The 19618-nt window shown below is 47.4% G+C and carries 27 protein-coding genes and 1 riboswitch; of the genes, 11 read left to right on the forward strand and 16 right to left on the reverse strand.

The genetic code is table 11. The features are described from left to right. Positions 1–466 precede the first annotated feature (466 nt). The 7 genes from BLT32_RS05300 (at position 467) to BLT32_RS05330 (ending at position 2741) form a co-directional block, all read left to right on the forward strand. The gene (locus tag BLT32_RS05300; RefSeq protein WP_053953492.1) at positions 467–709 is read left to right on the forward strand and encodes a hypothetical protein; all 243 of its coding nucleotides are present in this window, start codon (positions 467–469) and stop codon (positions 707–709) included. A 7-nt stretch (positions 710–716) separates the two neighbouring features. Continuing rightward, positions 717–1070 (forward strand): DUF488 domain-containing protein, encoded by a 354-nt coding sequence (locus BLT32_RS05305; RefSeq protein ID WP_053953493.1) that lies wholly within the window; start codon positions 717–719, stop codon positions 1068–1070. A gap of 63 nt (positions 1071–1133) precedes the next feature. Continuing rightward, entirely contained in the window at positions 1134–1367 is a 234-nt protein-coding gene (locus tag BLT32_RS05310) for a hypothetical protein (protein WP_053953494.1), read from the forward strand. After that, complete coding sequence (locus BLT32_RS05315) at positions 1354–1617, forward strand: type II toxin-antitoxin system RelE family toxin (RefSeq protein WP_053953495.1); 264 nt, start codon at positions 1354–1356, stop codon at positions 1615–1617. Before BLT32_RS05310 ends, BLT32_RS05315 begins: the two co-directional genes overlap by 14 nt. A gap of 59 nt (positions 1618–1676) precedes the next feature. Then, positions 1677–1934, forward strand: coding sequence for a type II toxin-antitoxin system Phd/YefM family antitoxin (locus BLT32_RS05320; RefSeq protein WP_053953496.1), 258 nt, complete (start codon positions 1677–1679; stop codon positions 1932–1934). After that, the gene (locus tag BLT32_RS05325; RefSeq protein ID WP_053953497.1) at positions 1922–2224 is read left to right on the forward strand and encodes a type II toxin-antitoxin system RelE/ParE family toxin; all 303 of its coding nucleotides are present in this window, start codon (positions 1922–1924) and stop codon (positions 2222–2224) included. The genes BLT32_RS05320 and BLT32_RS05325 overlap by 13 nt, the downstream gene beginning before the upstream one ends. 37 nt (positions 2225–2261) lie before the next feature. Then, on the forward strand, positions 2262–2741 hold the full coding sequence (locus tag BLT32_RS05330; RefSeq protein ID WP_053953498.1) for an RDD family protein: 480 nt from the start codon (positions 2262–2264) through the stop codon (positions 2739–2741). A gap of 22 nt (positions 2742–2763) precedes the next feature. Here BLT32_RS05330 and BLT32_RS05335 read toward each other — a convergent pair whose 3' ends face one another. Further along, complete coding sequence (locus BLT32_RS05335) at positions 2764–3408, reverse strand: cation diffusion facilitator family transporter (protein WP_053953499.1); 645 nt, start codon at positions 3406–3408, stop codon at positions 2764–2766. Between the two features lie 162 nt (positions 3409–3570). Here BLT32_RS05335 and BLT32_RS05340 point away from each other — a divergent pair, with 162 nt between their 5' ends. Genes BLT32_RS05340 through BLT32_RS05350 form a run of 3 tightly spaced genes read left to right on the forward strand, consistent with a single transcriptional unit; the run spans position 3571 to position 7176 of the window. Next, positions 3571–5208, forward strand: a complete 1638-nt coding sequence (locus BLT32_RS05340) for a CTP synthase (protein ID WP_053953500.1) — start codon at positions 3571–3573, stop codon at positions 5206–5208. A gap of 44 nt (positions 5209–5252) precedes the next feature. After that, the gene (gene eno / locus BLT32_RS05345) at positions 5253–6545 is read left to right on the forward strand and encodes a phosphopyruvate hydratase (protein ID WP_053953501.1); all 1293 of its coding nucleotides are present in this window, start codon (positions 5253–5255) and stop codon (positions 6543–6545) included. Further along, the gene (locus tag BLT32_RS05350; RefSeq protein ID WP_053953502.1) at positions 6499–7176 is read left to right on the forward strand and encodes a hypothetical protein; all 678 of its coding nucleotides are present in this window, start codon (positions 6499–6501) and stop codon (positions 7174–7176) included. Before eno ends, BLT32_RS05350 begins: the two co-directional genes overlap by 47 nt. On the opposite strand, the gene thiH is transcribed toward BLT32_RS05350, so the two are convergent. From thiH to BLT32_RS05405, 12 genes are all read right to left on the reverse strand, one after another. Further along, positions 7127–8275 carry a 2-iminoacetate synthase ThiH gene (thiH, locus tag BLT32_RS05355; protein WP_053953503.1) on the reverse strand — a complete coding sequence of 383 codons (1149 nt, stop codon included), beginning with the start codon at positions 8273–8275 and terminating at the stop codon, positions 7127–7129. The genes BLT32_RS05350 and thiH overlap by 50 nt on opposite strands. Next, positions 8272–9060, reverse strand: coding sequence for a thiazole synthase (locus tag BLT32_RS05360; protein ID WP_053953504.1), 789 nt, complete (start codon positions 9058–9060; stop codon positions 8272–8274). Before BLT32_RS05360 ends, thiH begins: the two co-directional genes overlap by 4 nt. Position 9061: 1 nt before the next feature. Continuing rightward, on the reverse strand, positions 9062–9262 hold the full coding sequence (thiS, locus tag BLT32_RS05365) for a sulfur carrier protein ThiS (RefSeq protein WP_053953505.1): 201 nt from the start codon (positions 9260–9262) through the stop codon (positions 9062–9064). Continuing rightward, positions 9246–10004 (reverse strand): HesA/MoeB/ThiF family protein, encoded by a 759-nt coding sequence (locus tag BLT32_RS05370; protein WP_053953506.1) that lies wholly within the window; start codon positions 10002–10004, stop codon positions 9246–9248. Before BLT32_RS05370 ends, thiS begins: the two co-directional genes overlap by 17 nt. After that, positions 9994–11514, reverse strand: coding sequence for a thiamine phosphate synthase (gene thiE, locus BLT32_RS05375; protein WP_053953507.1), 1521 nt, complete (start codon positions 11512–11514; stop codon positions 9994–9996). Before thiE ends, BLT32_RS05370 begins: the two co-directional genes overlap by 11 nt. Continuing rightward, positions 11511–13220, reverse strand: coding sequence for a phosphomethylpyrimidine synthase ThiC (thiC, locus tag BLT32_RS05380; RefSeq protein ID WP_053953508.1), 1710 nt, complete (start codon positions 13218–13220; stop codon positions 11511–11513). Before thiC ends, thiE begins: the two co-directional genes overlap by 4 nt. Before the next feature lie 92 nt (positions 13221–13312). Continuing rightward, positions 13313–13428, reverse strand: a riboswitch (TPP riboswitch). A 52-nt stretch (positions 13429–13480) separates the two neighbouring features. After that, a complete protein-coding gene (locus BLT32_RS05385) occupies positions 13481–13951 on the reverse strand; it encodes an SCO family protein (protein WP_053953509.1) in 471 nt (156 codons plus the stop codon). Continuing rightward, positions 13948–14418, reverse strand: a complete 471-nt coding sequence (locus BLT32_RS13040; protein WP_321163936.1) for a formylglycine-generating enzyme family protein — start codon at positions 14416–14418, stop codon at positions 13948–13950. The genes BLT32_RS05385 and BLT32_RS13040 overlap by 4 nt, the downstream gene beginning before the upstream one ends. A gap of 6 nt (positions 14419–14424) precedes the next feature. Continuing rightward, positions 14425–14733 (reverse strand): formylglycine-generating enzyme family protein, encoded by a 309-nt coding sequence (locus BLT32_RS13045; RefSeq protein ID WP_235443976.1) that lies wholly within the window; start codon positions 14731–14733, stop codon positions 14425–14427. Between the two features lie 10 nt (positions 14734–14743). Next, entirely contained in the window at positions 14744–15895 is a 1152-nt protein-coding gene (locus BLT32_RS05395) for a multicopper oxidase domain-containing protein (RefSeq protein WP_053953510.1), read from the reverse strand. 33 nt (positions 15896–15928) lie between these two features. Then, positions 15929–16321: a c-type cytochrome gene (locus BLT32_RS05400; RefSeq protein ID WP_053953511.1), complete on the reverse strand. Its 393-nt coding sequence runs from the start codon at positions 16319–16321 to the stop codon at positions 15929–15931. 157 nt (positions 16322–16478) lie between these two features. Then, complete coding sequence (locus BLT32_RS05405) at positions 16479–17273, reverse strand: 4-helix bundle domain-containing protein (protein ID WP_053953512.1); 795 nt, start codon at positions 17271–17273, stop codon at positions 16479–16481. A gap of 79 nt (positions 17274–17352) precedes the next feature. On the opposite strand from BLT32_RS05405, the gene BLT32_RS05410 reads away from it, so the two are divergent. After that, a complete protein-coding gene (locus tag BLT32_RS05410; protein ID WP_053953513.1) occupies positions 17353–18009 on the forward strand; it encodes a Fe2+-dependent dioxygenase in 657 nt (218 codons plus the stop codon). 20 nt (positions 18010–18029) lie between these two features. On the opposite strand, the gene BLT32_RS05415 is transcribed toward BLT32_RS05410, so the two are convergent. From BLT32_RS05415 to BLT32_RS05425, 3 genes are read right to left on the reverse strand one after another with little or no spacing between them, the layout of a single operon-like run. Then, positions 18030–18455 (reverse strand): MAPEG family protein, encoded by a 426-nt coding sequence (locus tag BLT32_RS05415; protein ID WP_053953514.1) that lies wholly within the window; start codon positions 18453–18455, stop codon positions 18030–18032. Between the two features lie 39 nt (positions 18456–18494). Then, positions 18495–18800 (reverse strand): putative signal transducing protein, encoded by a 306-nt coding sequence (locus BLT32_RS05420; RefSeq protein WP_053953515.1) that lies wholly within the window; start codon positions 18798–18800, stop codon positions 18495–18497. A gap of 18 nt (positions 18801–18818) precedes the next feature. After that, positions 18819–19595: a sulfite exporter TauE/SafE family protein gene (locus BLT32_RS05425; RefSeq protein ID WP_235443977.1), complete on the reverse strand. Its 777-nt coding sequence runs from the start codon at positions 19593–19595 to the stop codon at positions 18819–18821. Positions 19596–19618 lie beyond the last annotated feature (23 nt).

Here is a 19618-nt window from a genome sequence, read left to right on the forward strand (position 1 = left end):
CTGTAAACTTCGGAACCGGGTCAGGATGTTGTTGACGGTTGAGCGACCGATGTTCAGCGTTAATGCTATTTGCCGATCAGTCATCCGCCGCTCAAACTTCAAACGAAAAATGTCCAGATAAGTCCGCATATCCGTCCTCGCTTTTTTCTTTGCTTTAGTCATGATTGCCTCGGCTCACAGATAAAAACTCTGTTATGCCGAAACTCGAAAAGCGAGGGAAGAAAAACTTGTCCGGATGAGACCGAAACGGTTGTCCGGACGACGCCGAAATCACTGTCCGGATGATACCGAAATGCTTGTCCGGCTCAGACCGAAATCAATGTCCGGATGACCCCGAAATACGCAAACGTAAAGCACTTGAAGCGGAAAGTTCTTAGTGGAGATTATGAATACGTCAGGTTTATATCTGTTGGCGCATGTGCAAATTTAGTGAAGAACGTGCTAACGGATATTCGGGAGCATAGCCATGAGTGAGTCAACTGCCCAACAGCCATTTGGATCTACTGTCGTGCCTATTATTGTCGCTGTGATTATGACTGAAGCACTTATGTATAGCTTAGGCTCACAGTACAACCCACTCAGTGATGACTTTGATATCGCGAACTTCCTAATTGATTTAGGCGTGTTTGTAACAATTGCAGTGACCGCTTCATGGTTATATCAGCGAGTATTTAAGTTGCTGCGAAGAAAAACTACGAACAAGGAATAGTTAGAATATGACTATCCAGCTCAAACGCATCTATGACGATGCATCATCTGACGACGGTTACCGAGTTTTGGTGGATAAACTCTGGCCTCGTGGCATTTCAAAAGATGCAGCCAACCTTGATGAATGGATAAAAGACATAGCGCCTTCCGATGAGCTTCGTCAATGGTTTCACAGTAATCGCTCTGAGTGGGGCGACTTTCGCAATCGCTACCTATCTGAATTAAAAAAACATAAAGAAGCCTTACGCGACTTAGCAAGCAAGGCTAGTAGTGAAAAAGTCACACTGCTGTATTCCTCTAAAGATACTGAGCACAACAATGCCGTGGTGTTGAAAGAGTATCTAGAAAAGTTAACGCTATAACGTCTTGGTGCTATAACGTCTTGGTGCTATAATGTCATGGTGCTTTAAGTGTAGGAGAGTATCATGAGCGAGACAACAAAGCGGTCAACGATTTACTTTGACCCTCAATTACATGCTGCGTTGAGATTGAAGTCGGCGCATACGCATCGCTCTGTTTCGGATATTGTTAATGATGCAGTCAGAGCTGCGTTAGCAGAAGATCAAGAAGATCTAGCCGCTTTTGAGGACCGAGTAGCCGAGCCAACGATAAGTTATGAAGCTTTATTAGATGACTTGAAAGCCCATGGCAAAATATAAAGTTGTCTTTAAACGGTCTGTCGCAAAAGATTTTCGTGCCATCCCAAACTCTGACGTGGAACGGGTTTTACAAAGGATTAACCGCTTAATTGAAGACCCAAGGCCGATAGGTTGTGAAAAGTTATCTGGGCAAGAGCGTTACCGAGTCAGGCAGGGCGTTTACAGAATTATATATGAAATTAAAGATGAAGAGCTTGTTGTAACCGTGGTGAAAGTGGCTCATAGAAAGCATGTTTATAAGATTAAATAGAAAATCGTCATAAGTGCTACTATAGTATCACTATGAGATAGATGACTAGGCGGTATGCTATGAAAGTAGAGCTTGTTACAAGTCTAAAGCGTCAGGCGACAAAAATATTGGCTGATTTACATTCATCGAAAGAGCCGGTCTTGATAACGGAACACGGACAACCATCGGCTTATTTGGTGGACATTAAAGATTATGAATTAATGCAAAAGCGTTTAGCGCTTTTAGAGGGGCTCTCAAGAGGAGAGCGGGACTTACTTCACGGAAGAACGTATAGTCAGAATGAGGCCAAGAAGAAAATGAGTAAATGGCTGAAGTAATATGGACACATTCAGCATTACAAGATCTCAATGATATTGCAGAGTATATTGCGTTAGATAATGGGGCAGCTGCTGAAAAGTTAGTGAAGTCTGTATTTAATAAAACAGATAGGCTAAGTGAATTTCCTCTTTCAGGTAGGGTTCCCCCTGAACTTCAAAGCTCGGTATACAGAGAAGTCATCGCTTCTCCCTGTCGCATTATTTATCGCGAACAAGATGGCACAGTTAATATTCTATTTGTGTTCAGAGAAGAACGAGAGTTTAGAGCCTACCTTTTAAATGAAAATTAAAAAAACGTGCTAACAATAAAAACAAAGGAAAGGAACAATGGAACAACACGCACAATATGCCGGCTTTTGGATTCGCCTGCTGGCAGTCATCATTGACTCAATCATTATGCTCATTGTTTTCGCTTTACCAGCGTCGTTTATATACGGCCAGGTTTATTGGGAAGGCAATGAAATGATTTACGGCTTCTGGGACCTGTTATTAAATTATATTTTGCCGGTAGTCCTCACTATTTTCTTCTGGGTGAAATATCTAGGTACGCCGGGGAAAATGTTACTGAAGCTGCGCGTTGTTGACGAAAAAACGGGTGACAAGCTGAGCGTAGGTAAGGCAATTGGCCGTTACTTTGCGTATATTCCAGCGGCTATTCCGCTATTTCTTGGCTTTTTCTGGATAGGTTGGGCAAAGCGCAAGCAAGGGTGGCATGATCTTTTAGCGGGCAGTGTCGTTGTGAGAAGTGAAACAAAAGGGCCGTTTAAGTTCGAAGATATTGAACAACCAAACGACCAATCCAGTTAGTGCGCAATCGGGTGTTGCGGTTTTAACCACAACACCCCGATATATCTGCTTTCTCTCCCGCCTTAACGGCTCGCGCATCGCGAATAATGCGTATTGCAGAACGCAACACAACCAAGGCAATTACTGTTGCTATCACTAAGTCTGGCCACGCCATATTGAGCTGAGCGACCAGAAGCGCAGAAATAATGACACCGGTGTTCATGAGCATGTCGTTGCGAGAACATATCCAGCTGGCGCGAATATTAATATCGCCGTTTCTGGAGCTGTAAAGAAGGGCAAAGCAAGCTACGTTAACCACCAATGCCAAACCTGCAACCCATAGCATCATGTTTGCATTGGGTGCGCTGCCGAAGACTAATCGCTGCACTACGTCAGCTAATACTAATAACGCCAATAAGGTTTGCAGTGTTCCGTTAAAAATAGCTGCGTTGGCTTTGTATTTAATGGCTTTACCAACAGCGTATAAACTGACGCCATAAACGAGTGTATCGGCCAGCATATCCAGTGAGTCCGCAATAAGTCCACTGGACTGTGCTAACCAACCGGCAATGAACTCCACAAAAAACATAACCCCGTTAAGGACTAATACTGTCCAAAGCAGTTTTCGCTGTGATTTATCGATATGATCTTGCGTGGTACTGCATGAACTGCCACAGCAGGATGACATAAACTAACTCCCAAATAGACTTTTGCTGGCGCTATACTAGCAAACCGGCGTACTTAAAGACTAGGTTGCGCGCTTTTTCATTTGTCGTCATGCCCGTCTTTCGGTATACTACTTTCCCGTCTTAAAGCAATCCCAAATTCGACCTGACCAACTGGGTATCACATGGCGACAAACTATATTTTCGTAACCGGCGGAGTTGTATCCTCGCTGGGTAAAGGCATTGCTGCAGCCTCCTTGGCGGCAATTCTTGAAGCACGGGGCTTAAACGTAACTATCATGAAACTGGACCCCTACATTAACGTAGATCCAGGCACCATGAGCCCGACTCAGCACGGTGAAGTATTCGTTACCGTAGACGGGGCTGAGACCGACCTTGACCTTGGTCATTACGAGCGCTTCATTCGCACTCGCATGACCAGCAACAACAACTTTACCACCGGCCGTGTCTATGAAGACATTATTCGCCGTGAGCGTAAAGGTGAGTTTTTAGGGGCGACCATTCAGGTCATTCCTCACATTACCAACGAAATTAAGCGCCGTGTCATTGAAGGCAGCGAAGGTTTCGATATTGCCATTATTGAAATTGGTGGCACCGTCGGTGACATAGAGTCGCAACCTTTCCTGGAAGCTATTCGCCAGTTAGGCACGGAAATTGGCCGCGACCATACTTTATTTATGCACCTGACCTTAGTGCCGTTCTTAGGCGCAGCAGGTGAGGTGAAAACCAAGCCAACTCAGCACTCTGTAAAAGAACTGCGTTCTATTGGTATCCAGCCTGACGTTCTGGTGTGTCGTTCTGACCGCTCATTGCCGGCGTCTGAACGCTCGAAAATCGCCTTGTTTACCAATGTAGAAGAGCGTGCGGTTATCGGCTTACGCGACGTTGACAGCATTTACAAAATCCCGTCTATGTTAAAAGCGCAGGGGCTGGATGAAATTGTTACTCATCGCTTCCGTTTAGACTGTCCTGAAGCCGACTTGCACGAGTGGGAAGAGGTTCTGTATCAAGAGTCGAACCCGAATGGTGAAGTAACTGTCGGCTTTGTCGGTAAGTACGTTGAGCTGCCGGATGCCTACAAATCGGTAAACGAAGCGCTAGCGCATGCTGGGCTTAAAAACCGCTTAACCGTTAATATTCGTTACATCGACTCACAAGATTTAGAAACCAAAGGTACGTCCAAGCTAGAAGATGTGGATGCGATTCTGGTTCCTGGTGGTTTTGGTGATCGTGGTATTGAAGGCAAGCTTATTGCGGCGAAATACGCACGTGAGAACAACATTCCATACTTAGGCATTTGTTTAGGTATGCAAGTGGCTATGATTGAATTTGCACGCAATGTTGCAGGCTTATCTGGCGCGAACAGCACCGAGTTTGACGAAAATTGCAGCGATCCTGTTGTGGGTCTTATCACAGAGTGGATGGATGCTAACGGTCAGAAAGAGCTGCGAGACAAGCATTCTGACTTGGGTGGTACCATGCGCCTTGGGTCACAGGAGTGCCACTTGGAAAAAGGCTCAAAAGCGCTTGATATGTACGGTAAAGAGGTGATTGAAGAGCGCCACCGTCATCGCTACGAAGTGAATAACCATTACATTGAGCCGTTGGAAAAAGCGGGCTTAAAAATTACCGGTTACTCGCACGACAAGCAGTTAGTTGAAATTCTGGAAAACCCGAAACACCCATGGTTTGTGGCGGTGCAGTTCCATCCGGAATTCACATCAACGCCGCGCGATGGGCATCCGTTATTTAAAGGCTTTATCGAAGCCGCGGGTAAATTCCGTAAAGAGCGCATGGCTTAATTGAGTCACTTAACGAAACGTTACGCATTAAACAGGATTGAAGCATGAGCAAGATTGTTAAAGTTGTTGGTCGCGAAATTATGGATTCTCGCGGTAACCCAACCGTAGAAGCCGATGTTTATTTAGAGTCTGGTCACATGGGTCGTGCCGCAGCACCAAGTGGTGCGTCAACCGGTTCACGTGAGGCGTTAGAGCTGCGTGACGGTGACAAGTCGCGTTACCTCGGTAAAGGCGTACAAACCGCTGTCGCTAATATTAATGGCGCTATTGCTGAAGCTTTAATGGGCAAAGACGCTGACAGCCAGGACGCTATCGACAACATTATGTTGAAGTTAGACGGTACTGACAATAAAGAAAAGCTGGGCGCAAACGCTATTTTGGCGGTGTCTTTGGCGGTAGCGAAAGCAGCAGCGTTGAGTCAGGGCGTTGAGCTTTATCAGCACATTGCGAACCTGAACAACACCAGCGGTAAATACAGCATGCCACTGCCTATGATGAATATTCTTAATGGTGGTGAGCACGCAGACAATAACGTCGACATTCAGGAGTTTATGATCCAGCCGGTTGGCGCTGACAGCTTTAAAGAAGGCCTGCGTATGGGCGCTGAAGTATTCCATGCTCTGAAAAAGGTTCTGCAGCAGCGTGGTTTAAGCACGGCGGTGGGTGACGAAGGCGGCTTCGCACCAAACCTGGCATCTAATGAAGAAGCCTTGCAGGTTATTGTTGAAGCGGTTGAAAACGCGGGCTACAAAATGGGCAGCGACATTACGCTGGCATTAGACTGCGCAGCCTCTGAATTTTACCGTGATGGAAAATATGAGTTGTCAGGTGAAGGCAAGTCATTTACTGCGGAAGAGTTTGCCGACTATCTGGCAGAGCTTTGTGACCGTTACCCAATTATTTCTATTGAAGACGGTCTGGACGAAAGCGACTGGGATGGTTGGAAAGTTTTAACCGAAAAACTGGGCCGCAAAGTTCAGTTGGTGGGTGATGACCTGTTTGTCACGAATACGCGTATTCTGAAAGAAGGCATCGACAAGTCGATTGCTAATTCAATTTTGATTAAATTTAATCAGATTGGTAGCCTGACAGAAACCTTAGCAGCGATTGCAATGGCGCGTGAAGCTGGTTATTCGGCGGTTATTTCTCACCGTTCAGGTGAAACCGAAGACGCCACTATTGCAGACTTAGCCGTGGGTACAGCCGCCGGGCAAATTAAAACTGGTTCACTGTGCCGCTCTGACCGGGTTGCTAAGTACAACCAACTATTGCGTATAGAGGGCGATTTGAATGGCCAAGCGCCTTACCGCGGACGACAGGAAGTCAACGCTGGCTAATCAACAAGCTGACATATTTCAGCCGCTGGCACAGCAAGGCGATTTTGCCGAGCTGTGCTCTGCGCTGTATGAACGCGAATTGCAGCAACTGTCGCAAGTCGATGACATGCCGGTTGCTGCACTGCAACGCCGTTTAGCCAGCTTACCTCACTATATACGTCATGCCGCTCACGGCTGTTTGAATGCCGCTAAGCAGTCTCCGCTAAAGCTGGACGTTCAAAATGCCAGTTGGCAGGCACCGCAGCCGACGAAAGTACCTTCATCGGGTACTTCAGCAGAAAAACAAATTCCCTGGTTCTCAAAGCATGCCGCTTTAGGTCTGGTTGTGCCGGTACTTTATAGAACCCCGGAATTTACTACCATTATGCTCGATAGTATTGATCGGGTGGACACCGATAAACAGCGTTTGCGGTTGAACTACCGAGGCTGGTTAGACTTTGCCGGGCAGGGCGAGCATGAAGAAGATACGTTACTCAAGCCCAATAAGCGAGTTATGACAGCTGCCTGTTGTGGGCATCAGTGGAATCACAAAGGTCGAATTAACCCGCGCACCCTCACGCTGCGCGAGCTATTATTGGTTGCTACTCTGGACTGGAAAAAGTTTCAGGTGGCTTTGCGGATAGCTCATTAAGCCAGTCGGTCCAGACAGGCTGCAACCCTTTTGCTTTTATGGCCTCGGCCACCTCGTTGACAGAGCGGTCATCGTCTATTGAAAACTGCTCCAGCTCTTCTTTTTCGTTGGCATAACCGCCAGGCTGTGTTTTGGACTCAGCACTGACCGAGGTAACACCTAAGCTGAATAGCCCATCTCGTAAACCTTCTTGCTCACGCGTTGACAAGCTGAGCTCTACGTCTGGAAACCTCAGGCGGTATGCGCAAATAAGTTGTACGAGTTGCTTGTTCGTCATGTCCTTGCTGCCAGCAACGCCGCCGGTACAGGGGCGTAAACGTGGAAATGACAACGAGTATCGACTGCGCCAGTAGCGTTTGCGCATATAGTCGAGGTGTATTGCCGTGAAGGTACTGTCGATACGCCAGTCTTCCAGTCCAATCAACGACCCAAGACCTATTTTATCCATGCCGCATGCACCGAGCCTATCCGGTGTTTCAAGGCGCCAACGGAAGTCCCGTTTTTTGCCTTTTAAATGGTGTTGAGCGTAGGTTAGGGAGTTATAGGTTTCCTGGTATACCATTACCGCATCCAGGCCGAGACCTTTGAGTTGCTTGTACTCGCTTGTCGATAGCGGCTGAACTTCAAACATCACATAGCTGAAGTAGCGTTTAATTATTGGCATGGCCTGCCGGAAGTATTCGATGCCGACTTTGGTTTCGTGCTCTCCGGTAACAATGAGAACCGTGTCAAAACCCTTCGCTTTTATCGCGCGGCACTCCCGCTCAATTTCATCCAGAGACAAGGTTTTTCTTTTTAAGCGGTTGCTCATTGAAAAACCGCAGTAACTACAATCGTTGGCGCACAAATTTGACAGATACAATGGAATAAAGAGCTGCAATGTATTTCCGAAGCGTTGTCGCGTTAGCATGCGTGACCGTTCGGCTAAAGCGGGAAGGTAGCTCTCTGCTGCCGGTGATAACAAAGCCATAAAGTCGTCGCTGGTGAGCGTGCTTCTACTCAACGCACGCTCGACATCGGTGGCACTTGTGCTGTAAAGCTTAAGCCTAATGTCATCCCAGCGAAGTTGCTGCCAAATATCATAAAAACTCTTACTCATAAGGCCTCTAGAAACTCGGTCAGTGGACTTGAAGCACTGGCATTCATTGAGCTGTCGCGAGTACTGGGTGCTATACCGGAGAGACCCGCTTCAAAAGCTATTCTGCCTGCACAAACGCTCTGGCGAAATGCATTTGCCATTGCTACCGGGTCATGTGCTGTTGCAATGGCGGTATTAACCAGCACGGCGTCAGCTCCCATTTCCATGGCTTCAGCAGCGTGGCTGGGGGCACCAATACCAGCATCCACCACAACAGGGACCGATGCTTGCTCGACAATAATGTGCAGGAAGTCACGGGTAATAAGGCCTTTGTTTGAGCCAATAGGTGAGCCCAGCGGCATTACCGCTGCGCAGCCCACTTCTTCCAAACGTTTGCACAATACCGGATCGGCGCCACAGTAGGGCATAACAATAAAGCCTTCTTTCACCAGCTGCTCAGCAGCTTTTAAGGTTTCGATAGGGTCGGGTAGGAGGTAGTTGGGATCAGGATGTATCTCCAGCTTTAACCAGTTGGTTTGCAGTGCCTCACGAGCTAGTCGGGCAGCGTAAATGGCTTCGTCAGCGGTTTTTGCACCGGAGGTGTTTGGTAATAAGCTGAGGCCTAACTCTTTAATCGGCGTGACAATATCATCTGTTGGTTGGTTCAAGTCGACGCGCTTTAAGGCCAGTGTAATCAGCTCACTGCCTGAAGCGTGAATAGAGGCTTTCATTATATCTGCGCTGCTGTATTTGCCGCTGCCAATGAACAGCCTGGAGCTAAAGTTTTTTTCCACAATAGTAAGCATTTTAACCTCCTGCAACCGCTTGAATAATGGTCAGTGAGTCATCGTTATTCAGCCTATGTTCATGCCAATTCTCACGATGGATAACAACGCCGTTGACGGCAACAGCAATAGCCGCAGTGTTAATTTGTTGATGCTCAAAAAATTCCGATAAACGCAGCGAGTTGTTGACTGTTTCAGGTTTGCCATTAACGGTTATTTGCATGTTCACCTCCGCAAATTGGGCATGTTGTAGACTTTGGCAACTCGGCTTTCTGCCAGCGGTGAATAAGGCCGTCAAACGACTTCAGCCGACCCCAGGGCATCTCGTGTAGCGTTAGGTATTGAATAGCGAGTAGTGCCTGCATGGCTCCTATAATGCCAACGACTGGGGCCGCAATGCCGGCATTAGTGCAGTTAAGCGGCTCTTTAACCGAGGCCGGGTACAGACACTGATAACAACCATGGTCGGCGCTTGGCTTTAATGCCAATACTTGCCCGTTGAAACCTCGTGCTGCACCGCTGATAAGTGGCTTGTTAAGCCAGTAACAGTAACGGTTAATAAGGTATCGAGTGTCGCGATTATCGGTGCAGTCGACCACGATATCAGATGTGCCAATGTGGTCTCTGAGAGTGTCCTCAGAAGCAGCCTGCGATAACGTCGTAATGTCGACGTCCGGATTAATCTCGCTTAGGCGCTGTGCAGCCTGAGTCACCTTGAGCGATCCAATATCGGCACTACCGTATAAGGTTTGCCGCTGTAGGTTACTCAGTGACACATTGTCATGATCCATTAACGTGAGCTGGCCAACGCCGGATGAAGCCAGATATTGGCTGGCAGGAGTTCCTAGGCCTCCTAACCCAATAATCAGTACTTGGCTGTCGAGTAAACGTTGTTGGCCCGGCTCACCAATGGAATCGATAAGTAGGTTGCTGCTGTAGCGCAGAGCTTGTTGGTCAGTCAGCATAGGCAGCCTCCAACTCCTGATTAAGCTCGATAACGGCGGCTTCGGTGTTCGCAGCTTTTGTAATGGCACTGATTAAAGCAATGCCGTTAACACCTGTTTGTTTGACTTGCGCAATGCGCTCTTTAGAGATGCCGCCAATAGCCACAGTGGGTATGCCCGTGGGTTTTAATAAAGAAACATAGCTCGTCAAATGCTCCAGCCCTTGCGGCTTTGATGGCATCTCTTTGGTTTGCGTTGCAAAAATATGCCCTAATGCTATGTAAGAGGGCGTATATCGCAAAGCGATGAGTATTTCGGTGTAACTGTGAGTGGAAATACCCAGCCGAAGGCCGTTTGAATGAAGCGCTTGCAAGTCAGCCGTTTGTAAATCTTCCTGACCCAGGTGAACGCCGTAGGCACCGTGTTTTATGGCAAGCTGCCAATGGTCATTAATAAAGAGTTGTGCCTGATACGACCGAGCCAGTTCAATACTGCGCTTTATCTCCAGCTCTATAGAGTCTGAGGGTTTGCCTTTTATTCTTAACTGCAGTGTTCTAACGCCAAGCTGCAATAAGTGCTGCACCCATTTGAAAGAGTCGACAACGGGATATAGACCCGGTGACTTATTAAGTCTGGGAAATTCTGAACCTGGCACAGGCAGGTTAGTAGCCTCTATATTCGGAAAGTGTTTTAGGCTGTTTGGCCGAAGGGTATGAGCAACCGGGCCCGGGCCTTTACCAATTCTGGTTGCTCTCAATAAACCATGATGAATATAGGCATTAGCCAGTGTGATAGCGTCTTCTGTCGGGTATCCCTGCGCTGCTGCGGCAGCAACGGCGGAAGAAAGCGTGCAGCCGGTACCGTGGTTATTATTGGTAGCGACTTTCTCTTGCGAGTAAACAAGATACGGCTCATCGAGAAGAGGGCGTTTAGGTCGATAAATATCAAGTATAATATTTTTGCCGTATTGCTCAGTTTCAACACCGGTTACCAGAACACTGTTCGCCCCTTTTTCAATAACCGCAGCCGCGGCGTTCAACGCACTTCTTTTATCGGTCACCTCAGTGCCGGCTAACCACGACAGTTCGTCAGTATTCGGCGTGAGTAAATCGACTAAGGCTAATAGTTTGTGACTTTGCGCGAGTGTCAGCGTTGATAACGTATCATTGTGGCTGGTGATCATAACGGGATCCCACACCACAAAAGGACGTTCTATTGTGTCGGGCCAGCGGCTTAGAAAATCGACAACCGCATCCAATTGTTCACGGTTACTGAGTAAGCCAATTTTTATGGCCGCGGGTGGCAAGTCGTTAAGTAGGCAGTTGAGTTGCTCGTCAATCGCATTGCCACTTAACTCATACAAACCCGTTACTGTTAGAGAGTTTTGTGCCGTTACGGTGGTAATAATGCTGCAACCATGACATTTAAAGCTTCTAAACGTATTTAAGTCGGCCTGAATGCCGGCGCCACCGCCGCTGTCAGAGCCTGCGATAGTCCAAACCACAGGTTTTTCAGAAGGTGCGTCAGTCATGACTCCGCTCCAACTTCGTCAGCCGTGGCATCTTTAAAGGTGACATCGATGCGTTCATTCCCTAAGTGCCCAGAGTACTGTCTAACCTCGTGAGAAATTTTCATGGAGCAGAATTTAGGGCCACACATTGAGCAGAATTGCGCTGTTTTATTGGACTCTTGCGGCAAGGTTTCATCGTGATAATTGCGCGCGGTGACTGGGTCCAAAGCTAAGTTAAATTGGTCCTCCCAGCGAAACTCAAAGCGGGCTTTAGACATAGCATCGTCCCTTGCCTGAGCGCCTGGATGTCCTTTCGCCAGATCAGCCGCATGCGCTGCAATTTTGTAAGCAATGAGTCCTTGTTTAACGTCCTCTTTGTTGGGGAGTCCCAAGTGTTCTTTAGGCGTGACGTAGCACAACATGGCGCAGCCAAAGGCTCCAATCATGGCGGCACCGATGCCGGAGGTAATATGATCATAACCGGGGGCAATGTCAGTAGTTAATGGTCCCAGTGTATAGAAAGGCGCTTCATGGCAATGCTTAAGCTGCTCGTCCATGTTTTCCTGAATTTTGTGCATGGGCACATGGCCAGGACCTTCAATCATGACTTGCACGTCATATTCCCAGGCTATTTGAGTCAGTTCGCCTAAAACACGCAGTTCAGCGAATTGGGCATCGTCATTGGCATCGGCAATGGAACCTGGGCGTAAGCCGTCACCCAGTGACAGCGATACGTCATATTTTGCGCATATTTCACAAATATCGCGGAAATGTTCATACAGGAAGCTTTCCTGACGGTGCGCCATGCACCATTTGGCCATAATTGAACCACCGCGTGAGACAATCCCAGTCACCCGGTTAGCCGTCAGCTCAATAAAGTCATGCAGTACGCCGGCATGAATGGTGAAGTAGTCAACGCCTTGTTCGGCTTGCTCCAAAAGGACGTCCTTAAATACCGGCCAGGTTAAGTCTTCAGCAATACCATTAACGCGCTCCAATGCTTGATAGATAGGAACGGTACCAATGGGAACAGGGCTGTTTCGGAGGATCCACTCACGAGTTTGGTGAATGTTGCGGCCAGTGGATAAGTCCATGACCGTGTCGGCTCCCCAGCGTGTTGCCCAAATGAGCTTTTCCACTTCTTCTTCAATGGAAGAACTAACCGACGAGTTGCCGATATTGGCGTTCACTTTCACCAAAAAGTTACGACCAATAATCATCGGCTCAGACTCTGGGTGGTTTACATTCGCCGGAATAATGGCGCGACCTTGGGCAACTTCATCGCGAACAAATTCCGGGGTTACCGGGTTGTATAAATGCTCCCGTCCCATGTTTTCCCGCAAAGCAATAAACTCCATTTCCGGAGTAACAATACCGCGTCGAGCGTAAGCTAACTGTGTCACTCGGTTTTTATCAGTGTTTTTAGTTCTTTCACGTATCCAACCTGAGCGTAGCGGTTTTAATCCGGTGTTTACATCGACCACGGAGTTAGGGTCACCATAAACACTGGAGGTATCGTATACGTCGACGGGTAAGTTCGGCGGTGGCTTTAATCCGGGTGTAGGCTGATGCAGAGTTTCGCTTAAATGGATACGACGAAATGGCACATGAATGTCAGGCTGGCTGCCTTGAATAAATTCGCGCGTAGAGTTAGGAAAGTAACGGCCTGAAACAGACGATAAAAAGGACTCTGCCTGTTGGCGGTTTTGACGGTTTGTTGATGACATAGCATTCTCTCCAGCTAAAAAAATAACAGGGTTTAGAGATGCTTGTCAGGAGTGTTGAAAGGAACAACAGCGCTGAAAAAGGGAGAATCCCTGGCTGTTGCTCTCTTGTTCCCTTCGCAGGTATTAGCCTGATCAGGTTCAACGGATCCCGCTTTTTGCGGTCTCAGCCTGTTACTTTTTGAGTAACGAGGCACTCCGACAAGATTCCTTTTTAGTGGAACAAAATACTCAGCTTAATGCAACAGCGAAAGCGTGAACTGTTACTGCTGTATCAATGTATCAACGACTTTTGCGGCTTTATCCATTGGCTGACCTAAGCCTTCAACGCGGTGTTCAATAACACCGTTTTTGTCCAAAACGGTAATTAAATTACTATGGTCGAAGTCGCCGTCAGGACGCTTTCTGTAGCGAACCCCAAGGACAGTCGCTAAGGTCCGAATGTCCTGGTCTTCACCATGTAAAAAGACCCAACTATCGCTGTTTAGATTGTACTGTTTAACATAGTCGGCCAGTGTCATATGCTCACCTTTGTGTGTTATCCAGTGCGCATCAAACTGATACACCGATGAAGAATGCGATACTTTTGCGGCTTTCATCGAGGTGTGGTTTTTATGATTCTCATGCCCGGGCTTATGCTGAGAATGGTCTTGTGCTACAGCCGGAGCCAATGCAAGCAGGGCGCTTGATAGAACCAATGCGGCATAAGCGGCTGGTTTAAATAGGTTATTCATAATTGGTCTCCGTTACTGGCAATAGTGTCAGAAGAAATGTCGTAAGCGCAGCGAAAACCCATAGTGCTGGTTGAGCTCTGAGGTGCGTAGTCGCTACGAGACTGATACCGAAAGAAAGTGGCGTAATTGGCTTTGGTAAAGCTCGATAAGAAGCGAGCCCCGTCGCCACAAGAGCCTGACAATAAATCAACGTCATCGCCGTTAGTTAACAGCAACTGGTAGTCTTCGACCCATTCGTTGACCCGGTCATACATGTGGCTGAGTTCAGTGGCATTAACGTTCACCGTTTGTTCATCGCTTTGAGGCTGGCTGTACCAGGCGAATAAATCGCGCGCATAGTCATCGTCGCTTATATTTTGTTGCTGACGATACTGAACGGAAGCGTATTCCCATTCATTGAGGCTGGGCAAACGACCGCCTTGTGCGGCGCAATACTCGCGTGCAGCAAACCAGGACACATAAGTCACCGGATGCTAACCTTGACCGTCAGGGTAGGCGTTGTTTTGCGGCCAGTGCTTTAAGTAATTTCCGTCGTGAAACAGGGCAGCGATGTTATCTCGCTGCCATTTACGGTGACTTTTAACAAAGTCGAGAAAAAGTTGGTTAGTGACCGGAGTTGCGTCAAGCATGAAACTATTAATTTCGATGCTAAGACGTTCCTTGTCCAACAGAACTGGAGGTTCAAACTCGCCACCGTTAATACGGACTGGGTCTGAGAGTACTAGCGGTGACGCTGTTAGCGTCGAGAACATAAGTCCCGCAACTCCAAGCCACTTAACCATAACCGTCTCCTTATTTGTCTTTACGTGGGCCGGCAATAAGTGCGCCGGCCGCTCCAAGCTCTGCGTCAGCAAATTCGTGATCAACCAGCTTGTAAATGCCTTCTTCCGGCACAATGAAGTCGATAGTTGCGCTGTTGCTTGCGCCCAGCAGAACAGTCTGCATGCCATACCATTCGTTACGTGGGTCGCCCTCGTACCAAACTCGGTCAAAGATAGCGCCAATAACGTGGAAGCTTGAAGTGCCTGAAGGTCCTGCGTTTAATACGTGTAAGCGCACACGGTCGCCTTCATCAGCACGTAATGGTGAGTCACTCAGTGCACCGACGTGACCATTAAAAGTAACGTGGCTAGGCTGGCGATTCAGTGCTGCATCGTGGTTGTATATGAACTGACCTTCAGCGACTTCCTCTAAGTAATGTTCGGACTGGACTAACACGTACTCTTTGTCCGGCTCTGTCGGGTAGCCGTCTTTGGGTGATACAACGACTGCCCCGTACTGACCCATTGCAGTGTGCATTAACACGCTGGAAGTACCACAGTGGTACATGTAAGTACCGGCATAGTTGGCAATCCATTCAAACTCAATAGTTTCGCCTGGTGAAATAGTGCGCCATTTGTCTTCAGCCGCGACAGTGCCACTGTGGAAGTCCATTGAGTGAGGCATTGGGTTAACCACAGGCTGGTTGTTCTGATAAGTATTTGCCTGAACCTGCTGCAAGAATGGCGAGCCATTTTTGACTGGCTTAGTAATAGTTACTTCTTCGTCAGAGCGGTTCTTCATTTTGAAAATAACGCGGTCACCCTCACGAACATGCAAAACCGGACCGGGTACTGAGCCGCCAAATGTCCATGCTGAGTAGCTCACGCCTGGTGCAACTTCCACTTTTTGTGAAAATACGTCCATGCGAACGTTGTGCGTTTTGTTGCCTTCATAGTCGAGTTTTGCCAAATTAGGCACTTGAGTCAGATAGTCACCAACAACTGCGGGGCCACTGTAGTCTTCGCGGTAGACTTTAGCTTCAGGTAAACCATAAACTTTGCCGTCAATGACATATTCACTGTCGTGCTTAAGTTCAGTGTCAGCGAAAGCAACAGGGGCTGAAACAGAGGCTGCGGCTGCTAGAATAGACGCGCTAATAACTGAGAGACTGAGAGATTTCATAACTGCTCTTCCTTGTTTATATGATATTTAAAATTAACGAGAGCCTGCGACAGCGTCTGCTTGAATTGTGCTGCTGCCGTTAGCCAGTTCGGTATTGACGTAATTCACAATGGCGGCAATGTCTGTGTCTTTCAGGTACGCCATGGGAGGCATTGAGCCGTTGTAAGTAGTGCCGTTGACAGTGACCGCACCCGATTTACCTTTTACAATGGTTTGGGCGATGTAATCGGGTTTGTCTTTAATATTTGGGTTATCTGCAAGTGGCGGGAATACGCCTGCCAACCCTTTACCTGCTGGTTGGTGGCATGCTTGACAGTATTTTTTGTAGGCATTTTTTCCGTCTGCAGCTTCAGCAGGTTGTGCGAAGAAGAATGCGAAAGCAGAGGCTGCGACTACAGCTATTTTTAAAGTGGATTGAATGTTCATAATGACACCTCAGTGACTGACTTAAGATGCCTCTAGAATACTGTTTTAATGGGTTTTTACGAGTGAAACGAAGAGGTAAAAGTCGCTTACTCCCTGGGGTATAGAGTGGGTATATGAGGGAGTATACCCCGGGGTAAGCGAGGGGATAGAAAGTTGTTTAAATACTGCGAGCTTCGAGTTCAATTCGTGACGCCGCACCATAGATCTTGCTGGCATCACCTTGCAGTTCACCTTCCGGTGTAATGGTCGGCCAAAGGTCTGTTAATGATTTCAGAACACTGCGGGTCTCTTCAATCGCTTCAGAGGCCTTTTCTGCTTCTTCGCTATTAATTCTCTCTAAGCGATTGAGCGCAATTTCTTTAAAGCCGAGTGCGTCTTGATACTCATGTACTTGCGCAACTTTACCTTCCTGAATACCCACAGCGTACTCATCGGCGGTTGCCATTAGCATAGTAGCGACGCTTAACAGCACACCTTTTGCTGCCATATCGGCGATAGGCTCGTGCGCGCTGATAGCATCAAGCAGTACCTTGTAATTGTTCATAACAACGTCTTTACTGTTGTCGTTGATAACGCTATCAGCTAATGCTTCAAGCTCATCGGCAAAGCCAGGCTGACCACGGTCGTTAAAGGCTTCAGTTAGCCCCGCGTAGAGCTCATCCCCTGGGTGCTTCATGTGAGTTTTCGCCATTTCAATATGGCCCTCTTCATAAAGCTTCATGCCAACCCAAAGGTGACCACGAATAAATCCCAGTTGCGCTAAAAACGCAGTGTCATTGGTGCTTAAGTCGATTTCAGGCGCAGCCATTTCGCCTTCAGCCATTGGCGCTGCCATAAAAGACGCAGGTGCAGCGTTTGGCTGAGTTAAAGGCGCTGCATTAGCGGTTGATGCTGCCATGGTTGTCGCTAAAACGCTGCCAACACCAACCCAAACTTTTTTCTTCTCAAACATAGAAAAACCTTATGTGCTTTTTTGAGTGACGGAACTCGTGTATATTTGCAGAAATGATAACTATTCGCAAGTTAAAACTATGATACTTCATATTCAAAAAGCGGTGGATGAAGCTGTTATTGACAGCCTGGTGGCAGGTTTATCGGCAGAGCAATTCGGTGACGGCAAAGCGACGGCAGGCTGGGCTGCAAAAGAGGTTAAGAACAACCAGCAATTGACTGGAAAAAAAGCAAAAGCAGCAACCGATCTATTATTAGAGAAGCTTCACACAAACCCTCTGGTTCAGTCGGCTATGCGACCAAAGCATGTGGCTCGTTGTAGTATTAATCGTTATGAAGTGGGTCAGTACTATGGTACTCACATGGACGACTCCCTGATGAACGGTGTACGCACCGACATTTCGTTTACGCTGGGTTTATCAGAGCTTGATACGTTCGAGGGCGGTGAACTGGTTATTGAAGATACCAGCAGTGAGAGAAGCTGGCGTCTGGGAAAAGGGGATATATTGATATACCCAAGCCATTACCTCCATAGGGTTAATGAGGTGACCCAGGGAGCTCGTCTGGCAATGATAGGCTGGATTCAAAGCGTGATAAAACACCCTAGCCACCGGGAGCTTTTGTTTGACGTTGAGCAATCGTTGAAAGTGGAATTTGATGCTAATGGTAAGTCTGAGAACTTTGATCGGTTAACAAAAGTGTTTCATAACCTAATGAGAGAGTGGGCGGATATTTAAATACCGCCCACGTTGAATGCTTAGCTGGCTAGTGTTACACCGCAAACGACCAGTAAGGCAATATTAGCGAATAGACCAATCATAAAGAAATAGCTACGTGGGCTAGGGTTCTTTTCGGTGGCAATAGCGTAATAAAGCACCATGTGAATAAGGCGTGCTCCCACAAATACCCAAATCAGCAGCGCCGTCCAGAATGCACTTGCCCCCACAAAAAACGCCAGAAAGGTAGTGCCCAGCATAAGAGGGTAGTTTTCAAGTGAGTTCATAAATGTCCGGTGCGCACGAAAAACGAATGAGTCGTGACTGAGTGACTCATTAATTTTTCCCGGAACGGCGCCTGGTTGTTTGGCTTTGCGACCACTAGCGACCAGCCACTGAACCAATAAAATAACCAGAGCTGCAAAAGCGCCCCAGTAAGCTAATAAATAGGTCTCTGTTCCATTCATCGTTGTCTCCTTCGTTATTATTTTTAATGCATATTTTCGTCAATTGGCTGCAGCACCGCAATTCCAGCAAACCTCAAAGGCTGAGCCATTTAATTCCTGGCATTGGTTACAACGCCAGTCGTCACCATTTGCCTGTACTTCTATTTGCTCTATGAGTTTCTGCGCTTTGGCAAGTTGAGTGTTGTCAACTAACCAAAGCTCTGGCCACGTGTCCAGTGGCGCTAAGTCGCCAGCTGCACCACTTGAAAACTCATTTTTCATAACGGTTTCTATGCCGTTCATGCGCAATACATTACGCGCATTTTCCACTAAAAGTTTGTTTTCACGGGTATAAATTAACGTCATAGCTACCTTCAAGTCATTTTACGAGCTAATACTTTGAGCCAATACACTAACACCGGACAGCATCATTAATACTAGCGTTAATTGACGAAAGCGATATTCCGAAACATGATGCTGAAGCTTGTGACCGACTGTTGCGCCAATGAGTGCGCCAGGCAATAGGCTCAAAATAAGGTAAAAATGTCCCTCTGCGTAAATGGCCTGACGTGAAAAATTAAATACGTTAGCAATAGCGATACAGCAAAAAAACAGGCTTAAGGTGGCTCTGAACTGCTGCTTAGGAATACGAGCGTTTGCCAAAAACAGAACTATGGGTGGACCGCCGAGTGTCATTAAGCCATTTAGAATTCCTGAACTACTGCCTACCGCAATGTGGCCCGGCGTGTGCTCGGCTGTCGGAAACTGTTTACCGCTGGCAAGAGCAAGCGCGACCGCTAAAATTACACCGCCAAGCACCAGCTTAATGAGTTGGTCATCGATAGCGAGTAATAAGGAGCCCGCAATAATTGATGTGATAACGCCGGATATAATTAGCCACTTCCATTGCGACGGACGTGCGGCTTCACGGTTTTTCCAGTATATCCAGGCACCAACAATGATGTTAATAACGGATAATGCAGGCGTAAGAACGCTAATAGGGAACCATAAAGCCAGAATAGGAACGGCGAGCAAGCCGGAGCCAAAACCACTAATGCCTTGCAGCATAGCGGCAAAAAAGAATACTAATGCGGCGGCAAAATACTCCAATTTAACCTCTTTTATTGCTAATGTTTGAAAACGGCTTTTCAGTCGCTGCAATAGTCTTCATAATGATAACAATA

The organism is Idiomarina zobellii, from assembly GCF_900100855.1.
Taxonomy (GTDB): Bacteria; Pseudomonadota; Gammaproteobacteria; order Enterobacterales; family Alteromonadaceae; genus Idiomarina; species Idiomarina zobellii.